The organism is Microcoleus sp. D2_18a_B4, assembly GCF_036702475.1.
Classification (GTDB): Bacteria; Cyanobacteriota; Cyanobacteriia; order Cyanobacteriales; family Microcoleaceae; genus Microcoleus.
In genome coordinates this window covers 16551-30922 of the sequence record NZ_JAUBTL010000041.1, presented here as the reverse complement: position 1 = coordinate 30922, position 14372 = coordinate 16551, and the positions used below count along the sequence as shown (strand labels likewise).

The following is a 14372-nucleotide window of genomic DNA, read 5'->3' as shown; positions in this document are numbered from 1 at the left end:
GTTCCTAACGGGCTCTCCGGCCCGTTCCACAAGAAAATTAAGTTTTGTGGAACAGGCATCTTGCCTGTTCCTAACGGGCTCTCCGGCCCGTTCCACAAGAAAATTAAGTTTTGTGGAACAGGCATCTTGCCTGTTCCTAACGGACAAGATGCCCGTTCCACAAGAAAATTAAGTTTTGTGGAACAGGCATCTTGCCTGTTCCTAACCAAGGTGCAAGATGTAAGTTATAACATTTATGACAAAGGTGAGTTTGCCAAAGCAAGCATTATTTTTGATAGAGTGCTCGATAAACTGGTTCGCCCCGTTTCAGAGTAGCAATTTCTCTTTCAGTAGGAACAGGCAGGGGATTTTCTGCTAGCCATTCGCCATCATTTTGACGTTTAAAACTGGGGTTAGATGAAAAGCGATCGCACATTTCCCTTTCTACTTCCTCAATATCTGACTGAATAAAAACTTCGCCGCCAATGGCCAGATAAATTGCCAATTCATTAACTAATTCCTGCTGCACCACCCGCCGTTTGTGGTGCTTTTTCTTGAACCACGGATCTGGAAACTGAATGCTAACTCGCTGCAAAATACCTGCGGGTAAAGTTTCTAAAATGGGCTTCAGGGAACTATTCGCATTGCAAAACAAATAATGCAAATTTGTCAAGCCTTTTTCGTCCCGCCAAAGATTCGCCTCTTCTACCAACGGTTCCCGAATTTCTAAGCCGAGAAAGTTCCAGTCTGTTTGGATTTGCGCCATGTGCCACAAAAACCGTCCTCTGCCGCAGCCGATATCTAAATGCAGCGGTAAATTTAAGTCGGCATAGATTTTAGTCCAATCCGGGGGACTTGCAGATGCTTGATATCTAATTGATAGGGGATTGACGTGTTCCCGCACTCTTACTCTGGCCAATTTTGCTGTCTCCTGAATGTAATTTTTAACCGCAGATGAATGCAGATGAACGTGGATTAACGCAGATAAATATTGATTTTTGCGATGTTGTTCCCTACTTTTTAATTAATGAGCAATCTTAAATTGCAGAGTGACAATTTTAAATTGCTCATTATTGCATTAGGCCTCTGGTTCGAGGCCTGCTGCTCTTAATTGTGCAGCTAGTCGATCGGCCCGGTGCCGTTCCCTTTCTACCATCTCTGCTCCCCACAATAACATCTCTCCGCTCTCATCCCACCACCGCAACCAATATCCCGTTCTTTCGGCTTTTGTTCCCTGCCAAATACCTAGAAATAACCCAATTCCTTCAATCCAATAACGACCGTTTAAATCTGGTTGCTGTATTTGATAATCTCCTGATGAATCCAACTGGTAGACTTCTAACACTCCAGTGGCGGGCTCAAAAAGTGCATAAATTGGTACTCGCAATACTTGTCTATAAAAAAACCATTTCCCCGGTGGATAAGTTGGCTTGTTAGAATATTCATCGTAGGAAGTAGCTGACAAGAACTCCATGACGAATGCCGGAATTTCTCCTTCTAAGTTCGGAGTGTAACTGCGGCGGATTTCTTGACTAGAAAGCGGCTGTACGTTGGGAACATAAAACAAATCGGGAGCTTTGATAACTAGCTTATTATCTAAGGTGGCACAAATCCCCATATTAGGGGCAACTAATGTTCCCTCCAAAATTAGCCCCGCGATTTCTAAGATTTCTCGCAAGGCGGCAGCGAGTAAGGGTTGGTCGATATTTTGCAGAGGTTCCTCGTCTAAAATGAAGTCGTCTGGCAATTTTTCCCAGGTAATTTTTAAGTCGGCTGTACTGACTGTCATTGTATTTCACCTCTGAATGAGATTACTGGAGCGCGGCTCGCAATACTTCGCGATGAAAGAGCGATCGCTCTACTATAAATTTTATCCTGTCTGGCGATAAGGCGTGGCCGTTAGCATAGTGTTCCATCCAGGTTTTGCTGATTAAATAAGGATCGTCTGGCAATTCTGATAATAAGTATCCCGGCATTTCTAGCTCTTCCATTAACTGGCTGACTTTCGGATCGTAGCTGAGGGCAAAACAGCGGCATTCTTCGGATGCTGCCATAATTAAACTGTGGTAGCGCATCCCGATCGCCATTTCGACTCCCCGGAACACTCCTTTCAATTTTCTGGGGTCTTCTAAACTGAGGATGCGGCTCGTTTTGGGCAGGGCTTCGTGCAAATGTTTGGCTATTTCTAAGTCGTGAGACGCTTGAAAAGGCAGCAGCAAAATTAAGGTGCGAGTTGCTTTTTGAAAGTCAACTAAAGCTTGAGTTAAGATTGACAAACGGGCGGGAGTTAGTGTAGAGTGAGAACGCAAACAAATAGCCACTCTGGGCGCAGGTAAATCCCACAAACCCGACACGGGGGAATTCTCCAAAGCCCACACGGGATCGGGCGCTAAAGTAAAGGGAATTTGCCAATCTGCAAGTAAAGTAGCTGAACCTTTATCCCGCACGCTGACGGCGGTGCATCCAGCAAAACAGCGCTGAGATAACTTGCGAGTCATTTCGTGCTTCAAAGGCCCAATTCCCTGGGCCCAAGCAACAGTTTTTAAGCCCATCTGCTGCGCTAATCCCATTAAACCCCCATAATAGAAAGGGCTCACAATGCTAGTAGCGTCTTGGATTAAACTACCGCCGCCCCAGATTAGCGCGTCGGAGGTGCGGAGTGCTTCGATAACTTGAAAGGCATTCATGCGATCGCGCGCAGCTACCCCGTACCGCTGATTTGTCTCGACAGGATTGCCAGACAGGACGATCGGCGTCACGCCATCTGGTAACATTTGCAGTAGCGATGCCAACAGCGCCTCGTCGCCGCCGTTGCCTTTACCGTAATAGCCGCACAAAATTGCTCGCATTTCTACTCTTTTATTTGTTTGTGATGGGGAATCTAACGATTTTAGATTTTAGATTTTAGATTTTAGATTTTTTTGATATTTGAGATTTGCTCCTACTACCAAAAAAATGCTACTGTCATCAAGCTTCAAGGCTTTACGTCATCAGTCAGCTCAAATCGCAAATCTAATAAAATCTCGAATCGCTAATCTAAAATTATATGACCAGCCCAAAAACAGGTACAAGCCCCGACTTAAGTCGTGGATGCTCCTAAAATTTTAGACCAAAGCTCAAGCTCCAAGATTCATCTGTGGAGTAAATCTAAAATCTAAAATCTAAAATCTAAAATCGACTGACTCATCATACTTTATATGACAGTTGCGTAAGTCCCGATCGATAAATCTTTCATCTTCGTTCACAATACAAAAAATGCACGCTTTGTCAATTCCCACCTGGATTATTCACGTCTCTAGCGTCGTCGAGTGGATTGCCGCCATCTGGTTAATTTGGACTTACGGCGAAGTCACTCAAAACCGAGCTTGGTGGGCCCTTTCCGCCGCAATGCTGCCCGCTCTTGTCAGCGCTATGTGTGCCTGTACATGGCACTATTTTGACAACTCTCCCGCCCTAGAATGGATTGTTACCCTGCAAGCGGCGATGACTCTCATCGGCAATTTTACTTTGTGGGCGGCAGCTTGGTGGATTTGGCGATCGGCGCAGCCAGCAGAGAAAATTAAAGAGTGAAAAAAGGAGAAACTAAGTGAAAAATAGCACTATTTGCGTAAAATTTGCGGCAAGTTTGCTTTTGTTGACAGCCGGATTTTTGCTTCCCAGCAAAGCCAGCAACATTCCCCTACAAGTCGCCCAACAGCCTAACTGCAAAAGTCCTCAAACCACGCTAGACATGAATATGTGTTCTAGTCAAGAGTTTGAGGCTGCCGACAAAAAGCTCAATCAAGTCTATCAGCAACTGCAAGCAAAAATCAGCAGTAGACAAAAGCAGAGATTGACTGCGGCACAGCGTACTTGGATTAAATTTCGAGATGAAAATTGTGATTATGCAAAAGGGCAGTTTGAAGGCGGTAGTTTGGCTGCTTCTACCTACGGTTATTGCAGGGCAAGAGTGACGCAAGAACGGATTAAAGATTTGGAAGGTTATTTGAAACAAGTAAATTTATAAAAGTTCGGTTTGTGGCACAGGCGGGACGCCTGTATCTGTGGCACAGGCGTCCCGCCTGTATTTGTAAAAAAATCTAATTCACCAATCTTTCAGAATTGCAATGCCACAGAATTAGTAGCAATTAAACCTGCCTCAATCAACAATCGATCGAGATTGTCAACCAGTCCATCAAGACAATGTAAAATTTGGCGATCGCCCGCAGGTAACGAAATAGAATTAGTTAGACTGTGAATCTGGCTTTCCAAATCTTCCGGCAATTTTGAACACAAAGCTGTTGCCCTTTCTAGCAGACGCTTTTCGCCCGGATGAGGGATAGAATTAACAGCAAAAATAATATCAAAATAACTGCCTAAAAAAGCGGCTGTTCGGTGGATAATACTTACTGAATCGCGGCGCAAAACAGCGGATTCTAGCTGGTGGCGAAATGAAAAAATCTGGTGGCGCAAAATCGGATAATTTTTGGCAATTATGGCTTGACGGAGTTGTTCTGGATAAGGTCGATGGAGATTGGCTTGCAATTGCTGAAACCAACCGTCTCTGTCATATAATGATACTGAGGTGAGAACGTTCCACCAAAAACAGGTTGAGTAACCTACTGATGCTTGATGTTTGACCAGGACGCGATCGAGTTCTTCTTCGATCCATTCGGGCCTGCGGTACATAATATCTATACCGCAACCAGTGTTAATATCTATCCACTCGTCACCGGGCTCCCAAAATTGATTGTTGATGGCGATGCGATCGGAAAATTGTCTCCCTATCGCCTCCCGTATGTCAACAGGAATTTCCTCTTCAACATACACGTAAAAATCAAAATCAGACGACTCATCCGTAACTATAGTTGTTCGAGAACCTGCTAAAACGACGGCTACAACTTGAGGCAAACTGCTAAACTGCTCCCCAATAGTTTGAGCGAGGGATGGAATTTCTTCGAGAGCTATTTGATAATTATGCAGCATTTAATTACCTTTTTGTGAGCTTTAAAAATAACAGCAAATGCTTAACTATAGCACTCAAGATTTTAACGCCTAACTTTGAACTCGTCACTCAACAATTGATAATTGTTAACAAATACGGCGGAGGCGAACTGATGCGCTGCTACATCAGACCCCCCAGCACAAACCAGCTCAAGAGTGATATAAAGCTTTGTTTTTTATTTTACGCTTTGACACGCCGATGGTGTAAAATCTATATTCTCAAATCTTATATTTTAAATCCCTATGTCCTTCGTTGGTTTGCACATTCACAGCGATTATAGCTTGCTAGATGGGGCGTCTCAGCTACAACAGCTCGCAGAACGGGCGGTGGAATTGGGTATGCCCGCGATCGCCCTTACAGACCACGGGGTGATGTACGGGGCGATCGAGCTAATCAAAGTTTGCCGGAATAAAAATATCAAGCCGATTATTGGCAATGAAATGTACGTCGTCAACGGCGACATCGAAGTAAAAGTTCGAGGTAGAAGAAAATACCATCAAGTTGTTTTAGCTAAAAATACCCAAGGTTATAAAAACCTCGTCAAACTAACCACAATTTCCCACTTAAAGGGAATGCCAGAAAGAGGTATTTTTGCCCGACCTTGCATCAACAAAGAACTACTAAAACAATACTCCGAAGGTTTAATTGTTACCAGTGCTTGTTTGGGCGGGGAAGTTCCCCAAATGATTCTGCAAAACAAGCTAGATACTGCCCGTGAAGTAGCCACATGGTATAAAGAAGTATTTGGGGAAGATTACTATTTAGAAATTCAAGACCACGGTTCCCCGGAAGACCGGATTGTTAATGTTGAAATCGTTAAAATTGCCCGCGAACTGAAGATTAAAATAATTGCCACCAATGATTCTCACTATATTTCCTGCAACGACGTAGAAGCACACGATGCTTTACTGTGCATTAACACCAACAAACTGATTGAAGAAGACAAGCGGATGCGCTACAGCGGTACTGAATATCTTAAGTCCGCAGAGGAGATGGCGCAACTGTTTCGAGATCATTTGGATGATGAAACAATCAAAGAGGCGATCGAAACCACCCTAGATGTCGCAAATAAAGTATCCAGATACGAGCTCACAGGAGAAGCTCGGATTCCCACAATTCCAATTCCCCCAGAACATACAGCCGATACTTATGTAGAAGAAATATCTTGGCTGGGACTCTTAGAACGCCTCAAAGCCCGCACCAGAAATGAAATCCCCCCAGTCTACAAACAAAGACTAGAATACGAACTGAAAATGCTTCAGCAGATGGGCTTTTCAGAATACTTTTTAGTAGTTTGGGACTACATAAAATATGCGAGAGACAACGATATTCCAGTAGGGCCGGGACGCGGTTCGGCCGCAGGTTCTCTAGTGGCCTACGTCCTCAAAATCACCAATATAGACCCCGTACATCACGGACTACTATTCGAGCGATTTCTCAATCCCGAACGGAAATCCATGCCAGATATTGATAGCGATTTCTGCATAGAAAGGCGGGACGACATGATTAAATACGTTACGGAAAAATATGGTAGCGACCGCGTAGCGCAAATTATTACTTTCAACAGAATGACATCAAAAGCTGTATTGAAAGATGTTGGGAGGGTGTTAGGTATTCCCTACAAAAAAGCCGACGAAATGGCAAAATTAATTCCCGTGTCCAGGGGAAAGCCGGAAAAACTTAAAGTGATGATTTCCAATGAAACACCTGCACAGGAATTTAAAGACAACTATGAAAATACAATTTGCATAAATGCAGAAACTGGTACTGAAGTCCCCGTTCGTCAGTGGATTGACATGGCAATTCGTATTGAAGGAACCAACAAAACCTATGGCGTTCACGCGGCCGGTGTGGTAATTTCTTCAGAGCCGTTGGATGAACTTGTACCGCTGCAAAAGAATAATGAGGGTGCTGTGATCACCCAATATTTCATGGAAGATTTGGAATTTTTGGGGCTGCTGAAAATGGACTTTTTGGGATTGAAAAATTTAACAACGCTCCAGAAAACTGTTGATTATATTAAGCAAACCCAAAATTTAATTGTCGATCCAGAAATGTTACCTTCTGATATAGAGCGCCGAGCTCAAGAGACTTTTGGCCGAATCAAAAAGTTACCCGATGATGTAGATAAAACCTATAGACTTTTAGAAAGAGGAGATTTAGAAGGTATTTTTCAGTTAGAATCCTCGGGAATGCTGGATGTAGTGAAAAAACTCAAACCTTCCTGTCTGGATGATATTTCTTCTATTTTGGCACTTTACCGACCTGGGCCGCTGGATGCAGGTTTGATTCCTCAGTTTATTGACTGCAAGCACGGTAAAACCGTTGAGTACGATCATCCGCTATTAGAACCGATTTTAAAAGAGACTTACGGAACGCTTTGCTTTCAAGAGCAAATTATGCGGATGGCTCAAGATTTGGCGGGCTATTCTTTGGGTCAAGCTGACTTGCTGCGGCGCGCAATGGGCAAGAAGAAAGCTGATGAAATGCAGAAGCAAAAAGAAACGTTTATCGACGGCGCAACTAAGAATGGAGTCAGTCAAAGAATAGCTGATAAACTGTTCGCACAGATGCTACAATTCGCGGAATATTGCTTGAGCTATGACACGAAGATATTGACAGTGGAATATGGGCCGATGGCTATTGGCAAAATTGTTGAGGAAAAAATAGAATGTACTGTTTATAGTGTTGATAGCAACGGTTATATTTATACACAGTCAATTGCACAGTGGCATCGCCGGGGGCAGCAGGAGGTCTTTGAGTATTGCCTGGAAGATGGCTCGATAATTCGCGCCACAAAAGATCACAAGTTTATGACTGTTGGCGGTCAAATGCTGCCCATTGACGAAATCTTTGAACAAGGATTAGACTTAAAACAAATCAACTCTAGCTCAGATATATAAAATGTATCTCGACTATAGGCAGCTAAAATCGGAACACAAGGAACAAATCATTTCTGCTTTTAATCACGGCATGGAGTGTCGAGACATTCCTAACTACCTTGGTGTGAGTGAAAGAGCAGTTTCAAGGGTTTTAAAAGAAGCCGACATTAATACTAAGCGGCGAAACCGCTATACTTTAAATGAGAGCTATTTTGATGTAATTGACTCTCAAGCTAAAGCTTATTTATTAGGATTGATAGCTGCTGATGGCTGCGTTACTCAAACTAATTATGTAGCTTTTGAATCTATTGACAAAGAACTTACAGAAATGCTCAGCATAGAGCTACAATACTCTGGTGAAATTAGAGTTATTCAGCCTCAAAATTATGCTCCTCACTACCGAATAAATTTTTCTTCTGAAAAGCTGGCAAGCTCTTTACAGGGCTACGGCATCATAACAGGAAGAACTTTTTCGGAAGTTACCTATTTCCCTAACTTAAAATATTTAGGGTCTTATGTGTTAGGCTATTTTGACGGTGACGGTTGTGCTTATGCAAACAAAGGTAGAAGTGGCGGTTTAGTCTGCATTGTTGGTTCCTTTGAATTTGCCCGCGAACTAGCAATGCACCTAGGGATGGGTTCTGTACAAGAGCATCAATTAAAAAAAGTTTATTATTGGAGAATCTTTAGTCGAAAAAATATACAAGCATTCTATGATTTTGTGTATCAATATCCCCGCTTGGGATTGCAACGAAAGAAAACTAAAATAGAGGCTATTCTCAGGAGTTACAAACATGGTAAAAATTATTAGTCGAAAATCACTAGGAACTCAAGAAGTCTATGACATAGGCGTTGAACGAGAACATAACTTTATCCTAGAAAATAGTTTGGTGGCATCTAACTGTTTTAATAAATCCCATTCAATGGCCTATGCCTATATCACGTATCAAACGGCATATTTAAAGGCGAATTATCCTCTAGAATATATGGCTGCACTGCTGACTGCTAACAGGGGCGATCAGGATAAAGTACAGAAATATATTGCCAATTGTCTCAAGCTGGGTATTGAGGTTGAGCCGCCCGATGTTAATAGCTCGGAACTTACTTTTACACCGATGCCGAAACAGATGACTGGCGCTGCAAAAGATAAAATTTTGTTTGGAATTTCGGCGGTTAAAAATGTGGGAGAAGCGGCAATTGAAAATATTTTGGCGGCGCGGCAGGAAGGGGGTAAGTTTAAATCGTTGGCTGATTTGTGCGATCGCGTAAATCTCCATTCTGTCAACCGCCGCGCTCTAGAAGCTTTAATTCAATGCGGTGCTTTTGATAAAATTGACCCCAACCGCAAGCAATTAGTACATGACCTCGAAGGGGTGATCAAATGGGCGCAAAAGCGCCAAAACGAGCGAGAAAGAGGCCAAGGTAATATCTTCGATTGGCATGAGAAGAATAGCTTCGGTAAGTCGGTCAATACCTATGAGTCTGCACCTAAATCTAAATTGGTACCAGATTATGACAAACAGGAGAAATTACGTTTAGAAAAAGAATTACTGGGCTTTTATGTATCAGAACATCCCCTAAAGTTTCTCATGCAAGTAAACCCAGACCCAGATGTTGTGACTCTCGAACAGTTAGCAGATAAAAAGGGGAAAGTATCAGTTATTGTCATGCTCAGCGCTATTAAAATGGTAGTGACTAAAAAAGGCGATGCGATGGCAATTTTGCAATTAGAAGATTTGACTGCTCAAATAAAAGCTGTGGTGTTCCCCAAGGCTTACGAACAAGTGAAACCTTACATTGTAGAGAATGCGATCTTACTGATTAGTGGAAAAATTGAGAAAGATGGGGAGGAAATTCAGATAATTGTAGACACTGCAAAGCCCGTTGAAACAGTACAGGTTGAAGAGGAAATCGAGAGGGCCCAACCGGAAATAAATAACCATTGGGCGGCGGAACCAGTCAACGTTGTACGATCGACAAAACCTGTGGAAGTTTTAGAAATGGTGATTGTCAAGCTTACACTGCAGCAAGTACAATACGGGGAAAAACTCAATGACCTCAAAGCCCTTTTGGAAGAACTTTCCTATGGGGGAGAAGATGCTAGCGTTTCTGTGGGGGGAATTGTTGTCGGTGAATATTCCTGTCAACCCTTTCGCATTAACCGTCAATTGTGGGTGCAAGATGGCGAGGGAACTGTTAGCCGTCTCAAGTCGGCTAAATTTGATGCTTGGGTTTTTCCTCTAGACACTCGCGGGGATGCTGCGGTATTTCGAGAAATGCGATCGCAACTTAATGTACATTCTTGGGCCAGTCGTTTACTTGACACTGACACCGATCGCCTTCACAAGTATGTCACTTATCTCGCCCAACTAAACAGACGCCCGCCAAACTAACACTTCGCCACCATCCCCACCGGTGACTAAAGTTTGACCGTCAGGACTAAAAGCCACCGGATTGCACCCAGCAAGAGAGCACAAACATTCTCCTGTTTCCAGGTTCCATAGTTTAACCGTACCATCTCGACTGCCACTAGCCATCGTTTCGCGATCGGGACTCATCGCCACCGAAATCACCGCATCTGAATGCCCCCTCAAAGTATTAATCAATTCCCCTGTATCGGCATTCCACAATTTAACAGTAGCGTCGGCACTTCCACTGACAATCATCTTACCGTCTTGACTAAATGCGATCGCATAAACCCAATCTGAATGACCGACAAAAGTCCGTACACTCTCCCCAATACCTACCAGCCACATCTTGATAGTTGTGTCAGCACTACCACTGGCAAGCATCATACTTTGAGGCCGAAAACTAACAGATAAAACCTTGTCAGAATGTCCCGAAAGCTTTTGAACCAATTCTCCGTTGCGCTGGTTCCACAATTTAATACTCTTGTCGCCGCTGGCACTCGCGATCGCTCCAGAGTCGCAACTAAAAGCCACCGAGTACACGGGGCCGTACCGATGACTGTACGGCGAACCAAAATCGCTGTAAAATTCGCGAATCATCGCCTTTTTATCCAGCTTCCACTCAATGACTTTTCTGTCAAAACTGCCGCTAACCATCATTCTCCCGTCTGGGCTGATTGCCACTGCATCAACCGTTGCGGAATGGCCGAAAAAAGTATGGATGAATTCACCTGTTTCCAGGTCCCACAGCTTAATTGTTTTATCATCGCTGGCGCTAGCGACAATATGGCCTTGAGGATTAATAACCACAGCATTAACCGAGGCTGAATGACCGTGGAGAATGCGATCGCACCGCCAGTTATTAGACGACAAAAATGTCGGATTGCCAGCGGATGGCGCAACATGAATCTTGGCGGGCGGCGCGGCTGATACGGCGGTTGCTTTATTGGGCTGCGAGTTAGTTACTGGCGAATTAATAGCTATTTTTATGGGCGAATTATAACTGATTTGAGAGCGGGGATATTGCCCAACATTTACCAAGTCTTGCAAGACTTCAGCAGCGGATTGATATCGCTCTCTTACCGAATCTTTGAGCAATTTATTCAAAATAGTTGCTAATTTATGGCTGACTTTTATGCCTTTTTGCGCTAGGTGCGATCGCCAAATCCATTTGCATTCCAAAGCATCGAACAAATCCTTCAATACCGCCCCAGTTAGCAGGTGAATGCAGGTAACGCCCAAACTGTAAAGGTCGCTCGCCGGATAGGCTTTGCCGCTGCGAATTTGTTCGATGGGCGCATAGCCAGCAGTTCCAGTTATCGTCCCAGTTTGCGCCTCAGAAAGGCCGGTAATGTGCTTAGCAACTCCAAAATCTACTAGCACAAACTGACCCCCCCTGGCCTTCCCCTGTACAGCAGGAGATTCAGCGACAATTATCCCTTTCATACCACCAGAAGATTGAGGTAAATTTGCCCCTCGTTTTTCTTTACCAGGAGTTGAGGTGCCATATCCCGCCGCCGCCCACAAGGTTTGGGGAGTTCTCCGCAGAATATTTTCCGGCTTAATATCCCGATGAATCACCTGCTGCTCGTGAACAAATTGCAAAACAGGCAACAAATTGATCAACAATTCCCAAATCTGTTCCTCACTAAAAGCTCCCCGCTGCTGCAACTCCTGAAACAAATTATTTCCATCGATTAACTCTTCCACAAGATACAGACGTTTGGCTTGTTCAAAAGAAGCCAGCAAACTTGGAATTTGCGGGTGTTCTCCGAGTTCGTGCAGTCGGTGAGCTTCTTGTTTGAACAGTGCAGTTGCCTTTTCTAATTCAGCTTTTTCTTGTACTTGGGGGAAAAATTGTTTGATGGCGCAGGGAGTTTTCAACCTATCTTCATCGACAGCTAAAAAAGTTCTGCCAAATGTTCCTTCACCGATAGGTTGAATGGCGCGATAACGCTCTTTCAGTAGCAATTTAGAGCCGCACGCCAGACAAAACTTGGTTGAGTCAGCATTCTGCGGCTTTTGGCAATGGGGATTGAGGCAATAGCTCATCTTTTTTCCGGCCTGGAGATTCCCACCACAGCTAAACTTAGCAACATGGTAGTCTGTTTCCACTCACGCCCAGAGCACCATTCTCGATAATACCTGAGAAACTCGCTTTCTTAACCCAAAATCTCGGCTCTCAGGTTGAGCCCGTGGCAAGAAACCAAGGTGAGGACACTAAAATTGCTTGATGTGAGTTTCCATATATTGTAATGCTTTCCTAAAATTTTGCAGGTTGGGGGCTCACAAACTGGTATGTCAACAGTTAACTGGTAATTGCCGCTATTCTGGAGCATTTCTGCAGAGAGTAAATACCAAACTGAGATGAGCCCGGCTATTCTCCCCCATCTAAAAGACACTCTTGCTCCTCGTCGCCCTTCTGTGACGATGCTTTGGCTTTAATCACCGCTTCTCTAAAGCCTAAAACTAATAAAATATTGGCAAGTGTTAAGAATAGTTCCGCAGAACCGTGCAGCCAATCGACATTTGCTAGTGACTCGTTGTAGGCAACTTTTGCGTAAATTGCGGCGGGAATCGTCACCGCTACAAAAACGAGAGTCCCGTAAAATCCCATCAGAGCTAAACGGGGTGTTTTTCCCGATCGAGTCAAAAACCAGAGAAATCCCAAGTAGGGAAATAGAGACAGAACAAATAAAGTTTCTTTGGAAATCATTAGTAATTGGCGAGCGACCAGATACTATGATAAATTAAAAGCTCAAAAATTAGTGTGAATAATTTTTAACTTTTAATGTTTAGTTTTTAATATTTAATTAGACAGATGCACCCGTTGCTCTCGAACTGCTATAGAATCACCCAAGACCATAGCTGTTCACCCAAGCCGCAGCAGGTTGGCAGTATTCAACACCCCTCACCGACGCGGAGACAAAACCCGTAAATTTTCCCCTAACACCGTTTTTAGCATAACGCATTTTTCCCCGTGCCGGTGTGTTAATTGTCCATCACCCCAAAGCTACCCAGCAATTAGAAAGAGAGACGGTTCCAAAGTTTTCTGTCTGCTAGGCATCAAGTAAGCCTCGTTCAAAACCTCTAAATCCAAGCCGTTATTTCTATCTGCTTCCATAATTTCGTTGAGCTTAGCATCAAAATCAAAACACGGCCCGCAATCCCAAACTTTGAGTTCCAACCGTCCGTTAAACACCCTAATTTCCAGTTGCACAGGCGTTTCTACTGGCAAATTTTTGTGAGCGTGGCGAACTGCATTTCTGAAACCTTCAGCCAAAGCTAACTGAAGCTTCCCCCAAACCTCATTAGGAATCGATAAATCTTTCAACTTCTCAAACCACAACAAAACTTGAGTTAAAGCATTGACATCTGTGTTGACTTGCAGGCTAATATGTTGAATGCAAGTTTCATGCAGCTCTTCTTCCTGCTCTGTTTCAGTCTGCCAATCCCAAGTGTTTAATAAATTCATTAACCCATCTAAAACGCTAGCATTTTTTATATTTTGGGAGCGATGGCGACCTTCTATTTCGTAACTTTTGCTCAGCGACAAACAATTTCGATTGTCGAGAGTCCGGGTGTAACTGATCTCGTCTGCAATCTGCCACATGAGTTTGATCCCCCTGCCACCTTCTGCAAGTTGATCTATGCTGTTCGACATTTATTTTCCTCGTCTGAAAGTATTAGCTGTACCCTATTTTCCCACCCGCCGAGACATTTGGTATTTTTTTTATACTTGCTTGCTCGGTATTATTTCGGGGATCACACAAAAATGCTATCTTTTTTAGAGAAGGCAGCGCATCAGCAATATGTCTTAAGAGTCTAAGCCAATTGGCTTATTTACCGATCGCCTGTACGGAGAACGATCGCCCTCGGCAGCAAAATCCAACTGCATCTATTACAAATACTTATCCGTTGTCGGAGTCGGTCACTTGCCGCAGCCGTCGCCAGCTCCAGAATCCCTGGTATTCAGCGCCTTGTGACGGCCGTTGGAAGCTGTTCGGGAGCCGGGAAGTGGGCGCTGCGATCCCAAAGGCGTAAGTAATATCCGCGAGGGTGAGGGCGAGCGAACCTTACACCGTCGAGTCGCGTCCATCCACTAGACTAGGACTTACG

13 protein-coding genes are annotated in these 14372 nt (G+C 43.9%); 6 read left to right on the top strand and 7 right to left on the bottom strand.

The features are described from left to right. A partial coding sequence (locus QUB04_RS21600; RefSeq protein WP_333287485.1) for a hypothetical protein occupies positions 1-315 on the top strand: 315 nt, incomplete at its 5' end. On the opposite strand, the gene trmB is transcribed toward QUB04_RS21600, so the two are convergent. From trmB to csaB, 3 genes are all read right to left on the bottom strand, one after another. Further along, positions 266-898: a tRNA (guanosine(46)-N7)-methyltransferase TrmB gene (trmB, locus tag QUB04_RS21595; protein WP_333287483.1), complete on the bottom strand. Its 633-nt coding sequence runs from the start codon at positions 896-898 to the stop codon at positions 266-268. The two genes, QUB04_RS21600 and trmB, sit on opposite strands and share 50 nt — an antisense overlap. 159 nt (positions 899-1057) lie before the next feature. Then, a complete protein-coding gene (locus tag QUB04_RS21590; RefSeq protein WP_333287481.1) occupies positions 1058-1768 on the bottom strand; it encodes a Uma2 family endonuclease in 711 nt (236 codons plus the stop codon). Positions 1769-1790: 22 nt separating this feature from the next. Then, positions 1791-2828: a polysaccharide pyruvyl transferase CsaB gene (gene csaB / locus QUB04_RS21585; RefSeq protein WP_333287479.1), complete on the bottom strand. Its 1038-nt coding sequence runs from the start codon at positions 2826-2828 to the stop codon at positions 1791-1793. A 406-nt stretch (positions 2829-3234) separates the two neighbouring features. On the opposite strand from csaB, the gene QUB04_RS21580 reads away from it, so the two are divergent. Further along, on the top strand, positions 3235-3549 hold the full coding sequence (locus tag QUB04_RS21580) for a DUF2499 domain-containing protein (protein ID WP_333287477.1): 315 nt from the start codon (positions 3235-3237) through the stop codon (positions 3547-3549). Between the two features lie 16 nt (positions 3550-3565). Further along, positions 3566-3985 (top strand): lysozyme inhibitor LprI family protein, encoded by a 420-nt coding sequence (locus QUB04_RS21575; protein ID WP_333287475.1) that lies wholly within the window; start codon positions 3566-3568, stop codon positions 3983-3985. Between the two features lie 89 nt (positions 3986-4074). Here QUB04_RS21575 and QUB04_RS21570 read toward each other — a convergent pair whose 3' ends face one another. After that, the gene (locus QUB04_RS21570; RefSeq protein ID WP_333287473.1) at positions 4075-4944 is read right to left on the bottom strand and encodes a DUF4037 domain-containing protein; all 870 of its coding nucleotides are present in this window, start codon (positions 4942-4944) and stop codon (positions 4075-4077) included. A gap of 261 nt (positions 4945-5205) precedes the next feature. On the opposite strand from QUB04_RS21570, the gene QUB04_RS21565 reads away from it, so the two are divergent. Genes QUB04_RS21565 through QUB04_RS21555 form a run of 3 tightly spaced genes read left to right on the top strand, consistent with a single transcriptional unit; the run spans position 5206 to position 10238 of the window. After that, positions 5206-7866: a DNA polymerase III subunit alpha gene (locus QUB04_RS21565; RefSeq protein WP_333287471.1), complete on the top strand. Its 2661-nt coding sequence runs from the start codon at positions 5206-5208 to the stop codon at positions 7864-7866. Between the two features lies 1 nt (position 7867). Continuing rightward, entirely contained in the window at positions 7868-8656 is a 789-nt protein-coding gene (locus QUB04_RS21560) for an LAGLIDADG family homing endonuclease (RefSeq protein WP_333141390.1), read from the top strand. Continuing rightward, complete coding sequence (locus QUB04_RS21555; RefSeq protein ID WP_333287469.1) at positions 8640-10238, top strand: helix-hairpin-helix domain-containing protein; 1599 nt, start codon at positions 8640-8642, stop codon at positions 10236-10238. Before QUB04_RS21560 ends, QUB04_RS21555 begins: the two co-directional genes overlap by 17 nt. On the opposite strand, the gene QUB04_RS21550 is transcribed toward QUB04_RS21555, so the two are convergent. From QUB04_RS21550 to QUB04_RS21540, 3 genes are all read right to left on the bottom strand, one after another. Next, positions 10215-12305 (bottom strand): serine/threonine-protein kinase, encoded by a 2091-nt coding sequence (locus QUB04_RS21550; protein WP_333287466.1) that lies wholly within the window; start codon positions 12303-12305, stop codon positions 10215-10217. The two genes, QUB04_RS21555 and QUB04_RS21550, sit on opposite strands and share 24 nt — an antisense overlap. A gap of 325 nt (positions 12306-12630) precedes the next feature. Beyond that, positions 12631-12969, bottom strand: coding sequence for a DUF3593 domain-containing protein (locus QUB04_RS21545; protein WP_333141396.1), 339 nt, complete (start codon positions 12967-12969; stop codon positions 12631-12633). A gap of 297 nt (positions 12970-13266) precedes the next feature. Next, entirely contained in the window at positions 13267-13917 is a 651-nt protein-coding gene (locus tag QUB04_RS21540) for an ATP-binding protein (protein ID WP_333287464.1), read from the bottom strand. Between the last annotated feature and the right edge of the window lie 455 nt (positions 13918-14372).

Coding starts and splice junctions, on each gene's coding strand:
- QUB04_RS21590 (WP_333287481.1), bottom strand. CDS start 1,768: ATGACAGTCAGTACAGCCGACTTAAAAATTACCTGGGAAAAATTGCCA.
- csaB (WP_333287479.1), bottom strand. CDS start 2,828: ATGCGAGCAATTTTGTGCGGCTATTACGGTAAAGGCAACGGCGGCGAC.
- QUB04_RS21580 (WP_333287477.1), top strand. CDS start 3,235: ATGCACGCTTTGTCAATTCCCACCTGGATTATTCACGTCTCTAGCGTC.
- QUB04_RS21570 (WP_333287473.1), bottom strand. CDS start 4,944: ATGCTGCATAATTATCAAATAGCTCTCGAAGAAATTCCATCCCTCGCT.
- QUB04_RS21565 (WP_333287471.1), top strand. CDS start 5,206: ATGTCCTTCGTTGGTTTGCACATTCACAGCGATTATAGCTTGCTAGAT.
- QUB04_RS21560 (WP_333141390.1), top strand. CDS start 7,868: ATGTATCTCGACTATAGGCAGCTAAAATCGGAACACAAGGAACAAATC.
- QUB04_RS21555 (WP_333287469.1), top strand. CDS start 8,640: ATGGTAAAAATTATTAGTCGAAAATCACTAGGAACTCAAGAAGTCTAT.
- QUB04_RS21550 (WP_333287466.1), bottom strand. CDS start 12,305: ATGAGCTATTGCCTCAATCCCCATTGCCAAAAGCCGCAGAATGCTGAC.
- QUB04_RS21545 (WP_333141396.1), bottom strand. CDS start 12,969: ATGATTTCCAAAGAAACTTTATTTGTTCTGTCTCTATTTCCCTACTTG.
- QUB04_RS21540 (WP_333287464.1), bottom strand. CDS start 13,917: ATGTCGAACAGCATAGATCAACTTGCAGAAGGTGGCAGGGGGATCAAA.